At 42.4% G+C, this 15,250-nt stretch carries 14 protein-coding genes; 5 read left to right on the top strand and 9 right to left on the bottom strand.

The window, feature by feature from the left end; translation table 11 throughout:
- Window positions 1-116: 116 nt before the first annotated feature.
- From ACMXYU_RS05205 to ACMXYU_RS05180, 6 genes are all read right to left on the bottom strand, one after another.
- Window positions 117-1,364, bottom strand: a complete 1,248-nt coding sequence (locus ACMXYU_RS05205; RefSeq protein ID WP_415900516.1) for an HDOD domain-containing protein — start codon at window positions 1,362-1,364, stop codon at window positions 117-119.
- Window positions 1,365-1,723: 359 nt separating this feature from the next.
- Window positions 1,724-3,115 carry a diguanylate cyclase gene (locus ACMXYU_RS05200; RefSeq protein WP_415900515.1) on the bottom strand — a complete coding sequence of 464 codons (1,392 nt, stop codon included), beginning with the start codon at window positions 3,113-3,115 and terminating at the stop codon, window positions 1,724-1,726.
- 1 nt (window position 3,116) lies between these two features.
- A complete protein-coding gene (locus ACMXYU_RS05195; RefSeq protein ID WP_415900514.1) occupies window positions 3,117-3,461 on the bottom strand; it encodes a YbaN family protein in 345 nt (114 codons plus the stop codon).
- A 221-nt stretch (window positions 3,462-3,682) separates the two neighbouring features.
- Complete coding sequence (locus ACMXYU_RS05190; protein ID WP_415900513.1) at window positions 3,683-4,684, bottom strand: ABC transporter substrate-binding protein; 1,002 nt, start codon at window positions 4,682-4,684, stop codon at window positions 3,683-3,685.
- Between the two features lie 186 nt (window positions 4,685-4,870).
- Window positions 4,871-6,019: a response regulator gene (locus ACMXYU_RS05185; RefSeq protein ID WP_415900512.1), complete on the bottom strand. Its 1,149-nt coding sequence runs from the start codon at window positions 6,017-6,019 to the stop codon at window positions 4,871-4,873.
- Between the two features lie 59 nt (window positions 6,020-6,078).
- Window positions 6,079-6,645 (bottom strand): DUF1285 domain-containing protein, encoded by a 567-nt coding sequence (locus ACMXYU_RS05180; RefSeq protein WP_415900511.1) that lies wholly within the window; start codon window positions 6,643-6,645, stop codon window positions 6,079-6,081.
- Between the two features lie 146 nt (window positions 6,646-6,791).
- Between ACMXYU_RS05180 and ACMXYU_RS05175 the strand changes: the two genes are divergently transcribed.
- A complete protein-coding gene (locus tag ACMXYU_RS05175) occupies window positions 6,792-7,745 on the top strand; it encodes a methylenetetrahydrofolate reductase (protein ID WP_415900510.1) in 954 nt (317 codons plus the stop codon).
- A gap of 91 nt (window positions 7,746-7,836) precedes the next feature.
- On the opposite strand, the gene ACMXYU_RS05170 is transcribed toward ACMXYU_RS05175, so the two are convergent.
- Window positions 7,837-8,232 (bottom strand): hypothetical protein, encoded by a 396-nt coding sequence (locus ACMXYU_RS05170; RefSeq protein ID WP_415900509.1) that lies wholly within the window; start codon window positions 8,230-8,232, stop codon window positions 7,837-7,839.
- Window positions 8,233-8,667: 435 nt separating this feature from the next.
- Here ACMXYU_RS05170 and ACMXYU_RS05165 point away from each other — a divergent pair, with 435 nt between their 5' ends.
- The 4 genes from ACMXYU_RS05165 (at window position 8,668) to ACMXYU_RS05150 (ending at window position 13,949) form a co-directional block, all read left to right on the top strand.
- Window positions 8,668-9,420, top strand: coding sequence for a TetR/AcrR family transcriptional regulator (locus ACMXYU_RS05165; protein ID WP_415900508.1), 753 nt, complete (start codon window positions 8,668-8,670; stop codon window positions 9,418-9,420).
- Between the two features lie 135 nt (window positions 9,421-9,555).
- Complete coding sequence (locus tag ACMXYU_RS05160; protein ID WP_415900507.1) at window positions 9,556-11,973, top strand: efflux RND transporter permease subunit; 2,418 nt, start codon at window positions 9,556-9,558, stop codon at window positions 11,971-11,973.
- Window positions 11,948-12,745 carry an outer membrane lipoprotein-sorting protein gene (locus ACMXYU_RS05155; protein WP_415900506.1) on the top strand — a complete coding sequence of 266 codons (798 nt, stop codon included), beginning with the start codon at window positions 11,948-11,950 and terminating at the stop codon, window positions 12,743-12,745. The genes ACMXYU_RS05160 and ACMXYU_RS05155 overlap by 26 nt, the downstream gene beginning before the upstream one ends.
- A gap of 1 nt (window position 12,746) precedes the next feature.
- Window positions 12,747-13,949 (top strand): hypothetical protein, encoded by a 1,203-nt coding sequence (locus ACMXYU_RS05150; protein ID WP_415900505.1) that lies wholly within the window; start codon window positions 12,747-12,749, stop codon window positions 13,947-13,949.
- A gap of 4 nt (window positions 13,950-13,953) precedes the next feature.
- Here ACMXYU_RS05150 and ACMXYU_RS05145 read toward each other — a convergent pair whose 3' ends face one another.
- Both ACMXYU_RS05145 and ACMXYU_RS05140 read right to left on the bottom strand, forming a co-directional pair.
- Entirely contained in the window at window positions 13,954-14,724 is a 771-nt protein-coding gene (locus ACMXYU_RS05145) for a retropepsin-like aspartic protease (protein WP_415900504.1), read from the bottom strand.
- Window positions 14,725-14,858: 134 nt separating this feature from the next.
- A complete protein-coding gene (locus tag ACMXYU_RS05140; RefSeq protein ID WP_415900503.1) occupies window positions 14,859-15,233 on the bottom strand; it encodes a translation initiation factor Sui1 in 375 nt (124 codons plus the stop codon).
- Between the last annotated feature and the right edge of the window lie 17 nt (window positions 15,234-15,250).

The following is a 15,250-nucleotide window of genomic DNA, read 5'->3' as shown; positions in this document are numbered from 1 at the left end:
TTATTGAGTTACTGGTTAAACAACGAAAATAAAAGAAAGCCAACCCTTACCTTTCACAGACCCCGACGTATGTTCCCGGTAAGGACTGGCATCTTTCCAGCGAAAAGAGATCCTCTCTATAAATTGGATACCATGCGAACACGATATTCGTTAGCGACAATGCGCCATTGTGGGACCTCATCCATAACACCCACTTGATCTAGGTACCGTAGCGATAAGCTACTCGCCAGATCACATTCTCCTGCCACATCAACTGATGGAAGCATGGCATCCGCAACATGTACTGCAGTTAACGGACTAAATTCTGTTGACGAAGATAGATGAGGGACATGGTGTAACATGACTGCCTCAACAACCTGCGGTGGTAGATTCCATAGTGCCAATAAGGCTGCTGCCACTTCACCATGGAAGAATCCAAATGCCGCTTTTTCAACTAAATAAATTGGCTTTTGTTTTTTAACGGCATAGTTAATCAATTTTTTATACTGTGCCGGATCATGAGCAGCCATAATCATGACACCCAAATCGTGTAACAAGCCGGCCAAGAATGCTTGGTCCTGCACTGCCTTGCTCGCGCCTGCTCTTCTAGATAACGCTTGTGCTAAACGTGCAACCAATAAAGAACGCTGGCCCATTTGCTCAAAGGAGAACTGATTCCAATCATCTCCCGGCTTAAATTGCTTATTCAACTGGCTACTCAAAGCCATACTTCTAAGGTTTCTTACCCCCAGTAAAGAGATCGCCTCTCGAAGATCAGAAATTTGGCGATTGAAACCAAAGAAAGCCGAATTAACCTGTTTCATGATCTGCGCAACAACCGATGGGTCCTGCTCAATAATCTCACTAATCTGAGTTAGATCAGCAACATCTGAGTTAACCGCTTCAGTCAGTTGGCGATACATACTGGGTGGAGATGGTAAACAACCCACTGTAGATACATACGCCTGCAACGAGGAACGATTAAGCAATTTCACCAACTTAACCTGATATTCCAACTCCTCTCCAACCTGTTTGATCGAAACGTTGTTTGGGTAAATTCGATGGGCAATTTCAGCAGCTTTTGCTTTATGTCCTGCATTCCAAAACTCAGCTCCTAGAAACACTCTAACAGCCTGAGGCTGAATGCGAGCTAACTTAGCCATCAATTCTATATCGACTACTGCACGCATAGAGCAAGGCAGGATAACCGCATCAAATGTGTTTTGTTCTAATTGGTCGATTAAGCTTTGTTTAGAATCTAAACGAATAAACGCCCAATTAAATTCAGATCCCTCTATCTCACGACTCCAGCCCGCTAAGCTGCCCTGTTCGTCCAGCATCGCGATTTTAAATTTCTGTGAAGAGCCTTTATTGATAGTGCTCATAACGTTTACCTGCACATTTTTCGATTAATCATTACTGCTGTTACCAATCACTGTCGCTCTATATGCCTCAGTAACTGTAGATACCTTAATCCTAGTGCCAATTAACCTTATTAAAAGCGCGTTTTTAGTAAAATTTTATCTATTTTGTATATAAATTTTTGAACATTGTTTTAAAAACACCTTATACCCCTGCAAATCCTTGGTTTACTGGGTATTTAGGTGTTTTTAGTAAAATTTTATCTAGTTTTTAATGAGAAACTTTCACATTAAAAAACAATAAAAAGATAGATTTTTTGATGATAAGGAGGGAATCAGGGGAGATATTACCTCCCGTACGAGAGATGATTTTTAAGATCTTTCTAGCTAATCGTGACTCTGTTTCGACCAGCTTCTTTAGATTTATATAACATTTTATCTGCGGTGTTTAACAGCGCATCTGGGCTGTCTCCCATCTTGTACTCTGCTACACCAAAGCTAACCGTAATATCAATCTGATTTGGGAATATATGATCCTGCACTAACAATCGAAGCTTATTAGCTAACTTCTCGGCCCCGCTGATATCCATTTCAGGTGTCACTAACATAAACTCTTCGCCACCCCAGCGGCCAAGGATATCTGATTCTCGAATATTAGTTCTCACCAAGTTACTAATCTCTATAAGCACTTTATCCCCTATCTGGTGACCACAGTTGTCATTCACTGCTTTAAAGTGGTCAATATCAAACAGCATAACGCAGAAACTACCACCATAGCGCTCGGCTCGGGCGACTTCAGCCTTGATCACAGCATCGGTCTTTAATCGATTAAATAAGCCAGTTAAGTGGTCAGTCTGACTAATACGCTCTAGCTGTTTATTCTTCTCCTTAAGAATCTTGTTAAATTGCCTGATACTTCGAAATCGAACAACAAAGATCATGGATATTAGGAAAAAGACCACCAGCAGTTGCCACAACAAAGTTTGATCGACTTTATTTTGTACCGTCACGCTATACCAACGCTGTAAAATTTGATTGGTCTTTTGTGGAGGTAAATTATCTACCGCTTTAGAAAATATACTGAGTAAAAGCTCATCATCTTTTCTAACCCCAACCCTCAAAACACTTTTGTATTCAGTGAAGCCAGCCACTTTTACGTTAGTCGTCGCAACTTCTTGGATATCCCGCAACATACTAATTTGCGTACCGATGGACGCATAAGCCTTTCCAGATGATACGAGCTTAATCGCCTCTTTTTGGTTTTTTGTGTAGACCACTTGAATCAGAGGATAATCTCGGCGGATAAGCTCTTCATAAATGTAATTTTTTGGCATTGCCAGCACTTTGCCTTGCAACGCAGACAAGCCATCGATAAAAAGCACATCCGAGCGACTTACCAACGCAACAGCAGCCGTCACATAAGGTGCAGTAAAATTGAGATAAGCACTACGCTCTGGGCTTTCGTTCAACATCGATAAGATATCGCACTCTCTAGCCTTAGCTTTGTGCAAAGATTCACTCCAGCTTTTAGTCGGTACTAGCTGAATAGGAATCCCCATCATCTTCGAATACTCTGCCATAAAATCAGCAGACAACCCCACATGTTTACCTTGAGCGTTTATAGCCTCAAAGGGTAACCAATCGGGATCAATACACATCGTGATCTGTTGTTTAGAAGCGAGGTATTCCCTCTCTTTGTCGGTAAATAATAGCTGCTCTACGGCTAGAAGATGGCTGCTAAATAGGAAGAAAAGGAGGAACTGGATTACCCTCATATTATCCCTCATTGCCTTTGAATAAAGGTTCAGATGGGCGTGTCCAGATATAACAGAGAGCGAAGATAATTGTGGCTACAACAATCAATTTTAAGCCGTAGTGAAAGGTTTTAAAAATCAGCGGATAGCTAACCATAGCAAGCATCATAACTGTTGCTAACCATTTAGCCTTTAACGGAATTACTCCGTCCGTTTCCCAGTCTTGGATTATTTTGCCGAATAGCTTGTTTTGCAGCAGCGCCTGATGAAGCCTTTCGGAGCTTCGCGAAAAGCAAAAAGCCGCTACTAAAAGGAATGGCGTTGTTGGTAGTAAAGGTAAAATAACCCCGATCAAACCGAGAAGCACACAGATAAATCCGGCGATCAAATATAGGGTACGTACAATCGTTTTTCTCAACAGATACTCCCTGTACCAAGCCACCTAGAAAGAATATATCAATACAGCAGTACGTATGTCGTGGACATGTAACTATAAGATAGCAGGAATTTAGTAATTACGGTTAGATTACATGAACAATTGCTTGTGAGAAAATGCTCTCAAAATAACTAAATCCCTTTAGTTTCCAGTTAAGGTAAAAGAATAAGCGATCTTGATGTGATGTTATCTACCTTAAGGCCCCAGTTTCTCAGCTCATGACGACTTAAAATCATCTTTCCCTGACTCTGAAAATGAATTGGGATCTGATGGCTATCTTTAGGTAACACCAGTAATTGCTTAGCCAAATTTGCCGCATCTTGGCCCATTAAAATGCCACTAACCACCATCCCGGCCATGACCCTTCCTTTTCCTATCGCTTGTTCATGAGCTGTTATGGTCATCACAGGCGCGTTTGCCGAAACCCATCGGCTCAAATCATCAAAGCTAACGTACTCTCCATTCTCTTCATGCATCGCCGCATAGCCCGCAATCAAAATAAGATCATATCCTTGTTTCTTGCTCAGTTTAATGTGCTCTTTCCATTCAGCTGCATTGGAAACCCTCACAACATCAGCACGAATATTCTTAGCAATATTAAAATGTGATTTACCGCCTAAGTCATAATGATAAATTGCATTAGCTGTTAAGCTATCACCCAATAAAATGAGTACCTGGTGCAGTTTGAGACGTGTGGCACGAGCAAACTCAACGATTGAGCGCTTTATCATTGGACGCTCAACGACACCGGTAATGTTCTGAGAATTCAGAACCCAAGGATAATCACGACGAATATCCGAGTTAATGCCGCAAAAAACCACAGGTGTGGTTTTCGCTATCCGCTCACCAAGTAAACTAAAGCCATTATCATCACAGATAATGACTAAATCGGGCTTCTGTTCCTGAAACTCACTAAAGGCCCTCGCGGCACTGTATTTAAACATCCCTTTGGGTAAGCGTTTGGTATCCATGTGATGAATGAGTAGCTGATATTCATCACCTAATTCCTGTTTTACTCCTGCTGTTAGATCTTCTACCCACTTCATCTCTTGATGGTAACTGTGGATCAGCATTATTTTGGTTTCAGCCGCAGCCGTCCCTGCTGTCCCAAGTGTTACCAACAGCCAAAAAATCAAAGATACAACTTTTCGCATATCAACCCTGTATGCATTCAATAGGTTACTTATAAAATATAGATGATTATTTGAGATTAGGTGGGAAGGTAAGCGCTAAAAGCCCAAAGGAATCTTTTGGAAGGATAAAACGAATAGATGGAATCGTTACTGTACTCTCAGAACAAAGGGGATCTCACAAAACAAGAGCCTCCCCAATATTTAATATTACTTACCTTTGGCATTAAGAGCTTGCAGATTATGGCCCATCTTATAAAGCAGCATATCACGGTCGATCGGTTTTAAAATCACTTCATGCACACCCTGCTTCATTGCTTCTTGCGCATTTTGGGTATCACCCGGCTTGGCCAAAACCATAATGCGTGTGTGTGTCATTTCAGGATCATTTTTGATCTTATCGATCACAAATAATGCACTCATATCGGGAAGTGTTAAATCCAGTAAAACTATATCCGGCTTCCAACTCTGAAGCAGTTTGAGTGAGTGAGTCGCACATCCCGAAACCTGTGCCTTATAGCCACCTGAATCTAGTATTGCTTTAATCTGATCTCGTTGTTCACTCTCGTCCTCAAGCAACAAGATATTACTATCGTCAAACACAACGGTATCGCTAGTTTGCAGAGTCTCTTTTTGCTGTTTTGTGAGACTAGTTGAACGATCCACCTTCGCTTGAAGGCTCTGCTTAACAGAAGTTTGTTGCAACTCTACCTCACGCAGATGCTGCTCTTTATGCTGATCAAACAGACTCCGCATATCGGCATGATGATCTTCATGCAATCCTCCCTCTTCGATTACTTTCTCCTTCATCCTATCCATAGAGAAAGAAACCAGATGCATTAGCTTTTCATAACTTTCAGCATTGAGGTCAGAGATCTCTTCATTGCAGGAGATGATCTGGTCAAAATAGTCACATAAGCTTTCCACTGAGAAATCATTATGCTCTGAACTAGATTGCTCATGCAGGGCACGACGGATAAAGCGTAAGCGAAGTAGCAAATGATATGGGTCGTATAGTGGACGAACAATAAAGTAGTCGTCAAACACGTCCTTATTGCAGATGGAAAAGGCTTCTTTGAGATCTTCACGACTACAAAAGACAATCTTCTTGAAAAGGATTTTCTCAATGTTCTTCTTGGCGCTAATCAGATGGAGATAACAAATTTCATTTTCCTGAATCGTGTGTAACCCCATCAATAGAACATCTATCTTATGCTCTACGATCAGGGAAAGAGCATCCTCTTCATTGTGGGCAATATAGAAACGTGGAAAATGCCGTTTCACCATATTGCAAAGAGACTCTAATTCTTCTGATTGTTTAATTATCAGTAAGATTGAAAAACGATTCTCTGACGCCATTACTTCCCCACTTAACTTCATACTCAGGCGTGATTAAATTCACTTTACCTAAATTAAATTTAGGATACTTCTCCTAATATGAAAGTTACACCCTGACTTTCGATAACCAGTACCTGTTTATTATCTATCTCTCGTTCTTTCGCTAATTCAACTAACTCATAAAAAACATTTCGGTGAAGTAGACCTTTCATCCCAAAGCGAACATCAACGTAAGGAGACGGTTCAGAGGTCTCGCTACACTCTTCAACCCAAAGCGAACATTCTTTGCCGATAACAACTTTATCCCCAGTAGTACTTAAAAATTGGTACTCAGGTCCATTTTCGCCCTGTTCCACTTGGACTTCGGTCATCAGAAAGGGAGCATCCTCTACTTCGATCCCGACTTTCTCCACCGGCGTTTTTAAAAAATACTTACCCTCTTCTAACCAAAGCACTCTAGAGAACAGTTTAACCATTGCGGGACGACTTATAATTGTGCCTTGATAGAACCATTTACCGTCACGGGCGATACGCATATCGATATCACCGCAAAAATCTGGGTTCCATTTATCTAATGGCGGTATTCCCTCGCCTGATTTTTCAATCGCTTTACTTGCTTCAGATAGATCAAAACCTGGTTGGCTCAACTCACTACTCCCACCGTTTTTCTATAGCCTATTAAATTTGCTCAACTCTAACCAAAAAACTTTCATCTTATAACTTAAACACATGAATAATATTAATTGTTAGAATAGCCAGCAATTAAAGCTTAGAAAGAAATTGAAAAACTACAATGAAACAGGATTTAAGAACAAAATTTGCTGACGACCGCCGCGGAGTATATCTATTTGGTACTACACCTCCGAAAGATGGTACTGCAGAAGAGACCGCTCAAGGTATTGCGGATAAACTGCTAGAGCGTCTACAGCATGTCGATTTTGATGGTCTGATTGTTTATGACATTCAGGATGAAAGCAGCCGTATCGACAAACCTCGTCCGTTTCCATTTATGCGCACCCTAGATCCACGCGCATACTCTAAGCTAATCCGTGAAAAAGCAGATAAGCCGGTTATCACATACAAGAGTGTTTCTCAGCGTGATAAAGAAGCATTTATTGCTTGGCTAGATGAAGCATGGAACGAATACGGTGTTCGTGACACGGTGCTTGTTGGCAGCCCTTCTTCTGATGGCGATATCCAACTTAGCTTGAATGATGCTTACGCTGCGCTTGCTGAACACCCAGCAGAATTTCAGTTAGGCGGCGTAACTATTGCTGAGCGTCACGCTTCTAAACGCAATGAACATGAGCGCTTGGTCAGCAAAACAGAACAAGGCTGTGAATTCTTTATCTCGCAAGCCGTTTACGATGCCCAAGCAACTATCGATATGTTGAGCAGTTATGCGCGTAAATGCCGCGAAGATGGTGTTAAACCAAAGCGTGTTATTCTGACATTCACACCATGCGGTAGCACTAAGACGCTTGAATTTATGGAATGGTTAGGCATATCTGTACCAGAAGCTACTCGCTTCCGTATTATGGATGCCCATAGCCCACTGCAGGAATCTATTCGTATCTGCCGTAACAATTTAGAGCAGATTCTAGAAGCAGTGATGCCGCTTGGCATTCCTGTTGGTTTGAATATCGAAAGTTTGACCAACCGTAAAGAAGAGATCGACGCATCGATTCGTCTATTTAAGCTACTTAAATCGGTCGTAGATCTTAAGTTAGCAGAAGCGGATATTTGATCCGCTGCGACTATTAAGATAGAAAAAGTAAGATAGAAAAAGTAAGATAGAAAAAGGCCGCGATTAATCGCGGCCTTATCTTTTCAGCCCTTCACATAAGTGTTTTGTTTATTTTCAACAACATATGTGTTCGAGCGAGATCTTCTTGCACTTTGCGTTTATATTCTTGTGAATCGGAAGAAAGAGCAGACTTTTGCCGAAGCACAGTCCAATCCTCTAAGTCGTTATTATTTTTCAGTAATGCTTTAAATGCTTCGGGAAAATCAGATTCCTGAGCGATGCCAGAAATATCCACATCTCCCTTTAACAGAAAAACACTCTCACCCTCTTTACACTGAACACGAGATTCACTGAAATTAAAAAGATGGGATGCGTATTCTGGCGAAAAACACACCGGCATGTCTGCAGCCTTTACCCCTTGTGGAGCGAGCTGAAGTTGACCTTCAGGTTCATTTTTTACTGCAAGCACGTAGGTTGGTATTTTCATATCAAGCACTCCTTTCCTGTTTGAACAACAGTTTCTTCATCTATGAATCAACTCCCCCTGGTTCCATACCGGGGAACAGGTGCCGAAAAAGATAAGAACTATCATTTTTGACAGTAAGCAGTTTAGACACTGAACAATGCAACTTCGTGACAAAAGCAGATTTATTAATATATTTCACCTGCTTTCAGAAGACCTTTCGGCTAGGAATACGCTCGAACCCTCTTAAATAAAGCCCCTACAAAACATCATGAATAGCTGAATTAGACAATTAATATATTAAAGATTATTAAAATCACTAATAGTAGCGATTAGCAGGCATTGGTTGTTGCAAAACTGTTTCTTAATAGCAACGGATTGTTGCAAATTTCACACTTGCTCAGCTGAGTAAAAAACAGTATTTTTGACGGACCGTCATTTATAGGTAATAGAAATAATATGAGCCCCAAAGTTATTCACGAAGCCGATTTAGAAGCCCGTGAAGAAGAAATTATGCAAGCTGCTATACAGATCATCAGTGAATTAGGTGTAGCTGGGCTCACTATAGATAAAGTAGTAGCAAGGCTGCCTTACTCTAAAGGCACGGTATACAACCATTTTACCTGTAAAGAAGACCTATTAACCGGTCTATGTAACCGCTGTGTAAGACGACTAGGGGCGCTATTCGAACGCGCCTTTCAATATGACGGCAGTAGTCGCGAGAAGATGCTCGCCGTTGGGTATGGCTATATGCTCCATTCGCAGCTAAACCCTACAGAATTTATGTTGGTTCTTTCTGCTAAGACACCGTCAGTTCGGGAAAAATCAACCGAAAAGCGTCAAGAAGAACACCTTATTTTAGAAAACAAGTTATTGGGCGGCATGTTGGAGGTGATCTCTTCAGGCCTTGCGAGTGGTGATTTATCGTTACAGCCACACCTATGCCCTGCTCAAGTAGCTTTTTCTTTATGGTCTATGAGCTTCGGTACTATTGCCTTGCTTCATGAGACCCTTGATCGCTGTAACGTTAGAGCTGAAATGCAACTAGAAAGAGAGCTAGTTAATCACTCAAATATTTTACTGGATGGCCTAAATTGGAAGCCTTTTACCCAAGATCATCCGTGGCATGAGAGCATTCAGCGCTTTAAAACCGAACTTTTTGCAGAAGAAGTTAAACAGCTTCAGCAAAAGCAGTTGATGTGCAGTTCTTAAAAACTGCGATGAATTAAAAAACGCGGTGCTTGCACCGTTTTTTAAACCTTAGTTAATGACGTTTCGTCATTAAAAAAGAAATAACTAATATTGCTTAACCGCAATCAACCCCGCAAGGGCCCTTGGAGCAGGAAAATGAGAGATCGCCTTTTCCGATTCGTGTTGAACCACCCTATTTGGGTCGTTCTCTTCTCGATAATGTTCGTCGTTGGCGCAACTTACGGCGCTAAAAATCTGGTCTTCAAAAGCGACTATCGCGTGTTTTTCAGTGATGAGAATCCTCAACTGACAGCATTCGAAGCGATGCAGAAGATTTACAGCAAAAGTGACAATGTTGCTTTTGTTATATCACCTGAAAGTGGTGAAGTGTTTACTCCTAAAACCCTTGCGGCGATTCAAGAGCTGACGACTGAATCTTGGCAGGTACCCTACTCTACCCGCGTAGATTCGATTACCAACTATCAGCATACATGGTCTGAAGAAGACGATATGATCGTTGAAGATCTGGTATTAGACGCTGAAACGTTGACTGATGCGGATATGCCAAGGCTTAAAGAGATCGCTGTTAATGAACCGCTATTGGTAAACAAACTGATCTCTCCAGAGGCTCATGTCACGGTTGTAAACATCACCGTACAACTACCCGGCGTTGACCCAGTTGTTGAAGTACCTCAGGTAGTCAGTAAAGTTCGTGAAATGCGCGATGAATTTGTTCAAGCGAATCCAAACCTGAAAGTTCACCTTTCAGGCATGGTAATGATGAACAACAGCTTTGCTGAAGCATCTATTGAGGACAACGCGACGCTTGTGCCTTTGATGTTCTTAGTCGTCATCATCGGCATGGTACTTCTGTTACGCAATTTTAGCGGCACCTTAGCAACTGTTGTCGTGATCATCTTCTCTATTGCTGCAACCATGGGTTTAGCTGGCTGGACAGGCTTTTACCTAACAGGACCATCTGCAAGTACCCCAATTATGGTACTGACGTTAGCTGTAGCAGATTGCGTGCATATCCTAACAACAATGTTCTACGAGATGCGTCAGGGCGTTAAGAAAGAGAAAGCGATTCAGGACAGTCTACGGATTAACTTCCAGCCAATTTTCTTAACCAGTTTGACCACTGCAATCGGCTTTTTAAGCCTGAACTTCTCAGATTCCCCTCCATTCCGCGATCTGGGTAACATGGTCGCTGCAGGTGTAATGCTTGCCTTTATCTTCTCGGTAACAGTATTCCCTGCAATGCTGCGTTTACTGCCTGTCCACGTTAAACCGATGGAAGAAGGCAAAAATGACTTCATGCACAAATTGGCAGATCTGGTAATCTCGAAGCGTCGAGTTCTACTTCCAGCGATGTCAGTTTTAATGATTGCGGCCGTTTTCCTCGTTCCGTTAAACAAACTGAATGATGACTTCGTAAAGTATTTCGATGAAACCGTGCCATTCCGTCAGGCAACAGATTACATGCAGGATAATCTATCAGGCATGACGGCAATGGAGATCTCCATCGATACCAAAGAAGCTAGTGGGATTAACTCCCCTGCGTTCCTAAAAACAGTCGGAGATCTAACAGAATGGCTACGTGCTCAACCGGAAACTGATCACGTGAATACGTTGAGCGATATTATTAAACGCTTAAACAAAAACATGCACAGTGACGATTCTGCGTATTACAAACTACCGGATGAACGTGAACTGTCAGCGCAATACTTATTGCTGTACGAAATGTCTCTGCCTTACGGTTTGGATCTAAATAACCAGTTAAACGTGGATAAGTCTTCTACTCGCATCATCGCTACGTTCAATAATATGACCAGTACCGAGCAGATTGAGTTGGAAAGCCGCATCTATAACTGGTTTGCAGAGAATGCATCAAACTATGAAGTGGATATTGCAAGCCCTAGCCTTATGTTTGCACACATTGGCCAGCGTAATATCTACAGCATGTTGATTGGCACATCTTTGGCCCTTGTACTGATATCTGTACTGCTTGGCTTTGCATTACGTTCGGTGAAATTCGGTTTCATCAGTCTGATTCCAAACTTAGCGCCAGCGGCAATGGGCTTTGGTGTTTGGTACTTGATTGATGGCCAAGTAGGTCTAGCACTTTCTGTTGTTGCCGGCATGACACTTGGCATCGTGGTAGATGATACGGTTCACTTCTTGAGCAAGTACCTGCATGCTCGCAGAGACCGTAACAAGAACAGTAAAGAAGCTGTTGGTTATGCCTTTGCCAGCGTAGGTCGAGCACTATGGGTAACCACATTTGTATTGGTAGCAGGCTTTATGGTGTTGGCTCAGTCCACCTTTAAAGTGAACGCCGATATGGGCCTACTAACAGCACTGACTATTTTGATCGCGTTAATTGTAGACTTCCTATTCTTGCCTCCACTTCTGATGCTGTTGGATAAAACAGCAAAAGAAGAGCAAGAAGACGCAGAAAGCGATGACTCTGCACAAAACGATCCGACACAAACTGGCCCTGTACAACCAGCCAATGCAGCACTAAAAAATTCTGAAGGAGATAAAGATGACTCTGTTAACCAACCCGCTTAAATCTGTATGCATTGCAGGCATGATTCTCACTTCAGGCGTTGCTATTGCTGAAACCGCTGAAGAAAAAGGTCTACGTATTGCAGAAGAAGCTAAAGCAAGCGATCTTGGCTGGACTGATATGCAAGCGCAGATGAATATGATTCTGCGTAATAAACAGGGTCAGGAAAGCGTGCGTGAGATCCGCATGAAGTCTTTAGAAGTTGATAACGATGGTGACAAAAGCCTATCGGTTTTCGACAAGCCTAGAGATGTTAAAGGTACAGCGTTTTTAAGCTTCTCCCACCCTATTGGCGCGGACGATCAGTGGCTTTACTTGCCTGCTCTTAAACGCGTAAAACGTATTGCTTCGCGTAACAAATCCGGTCCATTTATGGGTTCTGAGTTTGCTTACGAAGATCTATCTTCCTTTGAGGTAGAAAAATACACTTACAAGTATCTACGTGACGAAGCTTGTGAAGGCGGTACGTGTTTTGTTGTAGAACAATACCCAGTGGATAAGAACTCTGGTTATACCCGACGCGTAGTATGGTTAGATCAAGCGGAGTACCGTCCGTGGAAAATCGATTTCTACGACCGTAAAGACTCTGAACTTAAGACCCTGACTTACCATGAATACAAAGAGTATGAAGGTAAGCACTGGCGTCCAGATCTAATGAAAATGGTGAACCACCAAACAGGTAAAAGCACCGACCTTACCTACGGTTCTTATCAGTTCAAAACAGGTTTAACTGATAAAGACTTCAATAAAAACACGCTAAAACGAGCGCGCTAAGATGATTAGGCAGACGTTCACGACTGCACTGGCAGCGGGGCTTTTAACAGCCCTGCCTGCTCAGGCAGAAACCTACTTTGAGTTGTCGGGTAAAGCCACCGCCGATTTACGCCTCTTCACTCAAAGCGCTCAATTCGCAGGACAAGACTACGACACCAATTTGTCATTTTCTTTCGAGCCGGAGCTTTATTGGGAGTGGAACGATGGCGCTGATAGCTTAACCTTCACCCCATTTCTTCGTGTAGATGAAAATGACAGCGAGCGAACTCACGGAGATATTCGTGAGTTAAGCTGGGTGCATGTCTCTGACGACTGGGAACTGCGTACAGGCCTACGTAAAGTCTTTTGGGGGGTTACCGAATTCCAGCATCTAGTTGATGTGATCAACCAGACAGATGGTGTCGAAGACTTTGATGGTGAAGATAAACTTGGTCAGCAGATGATCAACCTATCCCTAGTCAAAGACTGGGGCATCATCGATCTCTACCTTTTACCTGGGTTTCGAGAACGCACCTTTGCTAGCACGAATGGCCGCCTCCGCGGAGGTCTAGTAGTCGACACTGATAGAGCAACCTTTGAATCCAGCGCAGGTAATAAACATATAGATACAGCAATTCGCTGGAGCCATACGCTTGGTGATTTTGATTTAGGTGCTTATTGGTTTAGAGGCACCAACCGAGATCCTAAATTACAAGTCCAGTCAGTGAATGGCCAGACAATCTTAGTACCCCATTACGAGCAGATGAACCAGATTGGTTTTGACTTACAAGCTACGTTAGACAGTTGGCTTTGGAAGTTAGAAACCATTCATCGCGACACTAAAAGTGAAAACTATTGGGCTGCTCAAGGTGGTTTTGAATATACCTTTTACGGTATTCAAGACAGCTCTGCCGACATTGGCGTTTTACTGGAATATGGCTGGGATGAGCGAGGTAAATCAGCTGACGCTGCTATCCAAAATGACGTCTTTATGGGCGCACGATTAACCCTAAACGATGCAGCAAGCACCGAAGTATTAGCCGGTATTGGCCATGATTTGGACTACTACAGTAATAGTATGATTATTGAAGCGAGCAGACGTTTTGGTGATAACTGGAAATTAAGCTTAGATGGTCGATTCTTTTCGGCTGATAACCCAGCAGACCTGAGTTATAGCCTAAAACAAGATGACCACCTTCAACTGACTGTTGAACGTTATTTCTAAGGTTTTATTCCTGTGGATTATTGGCTGCTGGAGCAGTGAGTGCCCCCTTCAATTCCTGCTCCAGCCTGTCAATCTCAACGAGCTGCTCTTGTAACTCTTTATAACGCTCCGGATCCCAAACTATATGTTTCTTTTCCCGATCTATTTCATAGCGCGCTTGATATAGGAAGTCCATTCCAAGCAAACCATCGGTACTTCCTCCTCCCTGATAATCCAGAACACTCGCCGTGACTCCTTTACCTTTATACGGCCCAATCTCTACGCGATCGAAATGTACATTTTGTGTATCAACTAGGCTGCCATCAGCGATTCTGGCAGAACCACCTTTGCGTAATTGAGGGTTCAATGAACCTAACGCTTGTTTATGAACAACCGTATTCGAAGCGCCAGTATCCATAACCAAAGATAATTGAGCCGAACGAGCTCCATAGAAGACTTTTACAGGTAAAACGATACGGTTGGCGTGGAACTGAAAGGGCGTAATCCACTTTTTCATCGCATCTTGAATGCCAGATCTGGCTTTATCCAACTCCAATTGACGCTGTTTAAGATCAGCTCCTTGATTGAAGGCTTCGAGCTCTAAGGGATCTAGCTTATCTTTCTGTTCTTCGCGAGTTTCCATCTGATCGCGATATTTAAGAGGAATTTTCGAAAGGCGATCCACAAACACTTTACGACCATTATCATCTACATATTCGTAGATCCGCGCTTCGGCCAAGGTCGGCATAATCAATAAAGCGCTTAATAGCGGTGTTAACAGAAGTTTTCTATCCATGATTATCCTTCCTATAAGTGTTTAGTTAAAAAATTGGCTAAGTCCATTCAGCATAAACAACACAACAATTGCCATAAAAACTAAGGCAAAACGCATGACTAAACAACGTGTACAGTTTTTCTTAGCCATCAACCCTAGCCTCCTGCCAATTTGACGGTAAAGCCTTCTTTTTCCAGCAACGTTTTAAGTTTATCTCGCTGATCACCTTGGATCTCTACAATCCCATCTTTCAATGCACCACCGGTACCGCAAACCTTTTTAAGCTTTTTAGATAAAGCTTTAAGCTCTTTTTCAGGCAGAGGAATACCCGTAATAGTCGTTACACCTTTACCCTTTCGGCCTGAGGTTTCGCGGCGGATACGGACGATGCCATCTAAATTATCCAGTCTGTTTTTATCCTCCAGCTCTGCACATACGCATTCAGATAAAGCTTCACCACAGCCAGAACAAAGCTGCCCTTTTTCTGTGGAATAAACCAAACTACCTAATTGATCTTTTAATGAAGCCACTGGATAAGCCTTTTCTC

The sequence above is a fragment of the Neptuniibacter sp. QD48_11 genome (assembly GCF_047778095.1).
Classification (GTDB): domain Bacteria; phylum Pseudomonadota; class Gammaproteobacteria; order Pseudomonadales; family Balneatricaceae; genus Neptuniibacter.
The sequence above is the reverse complement of the archived record's forward strand: the minus strand, read 5'-3'. Positions and strand labels throughout refer to the sequence as shown.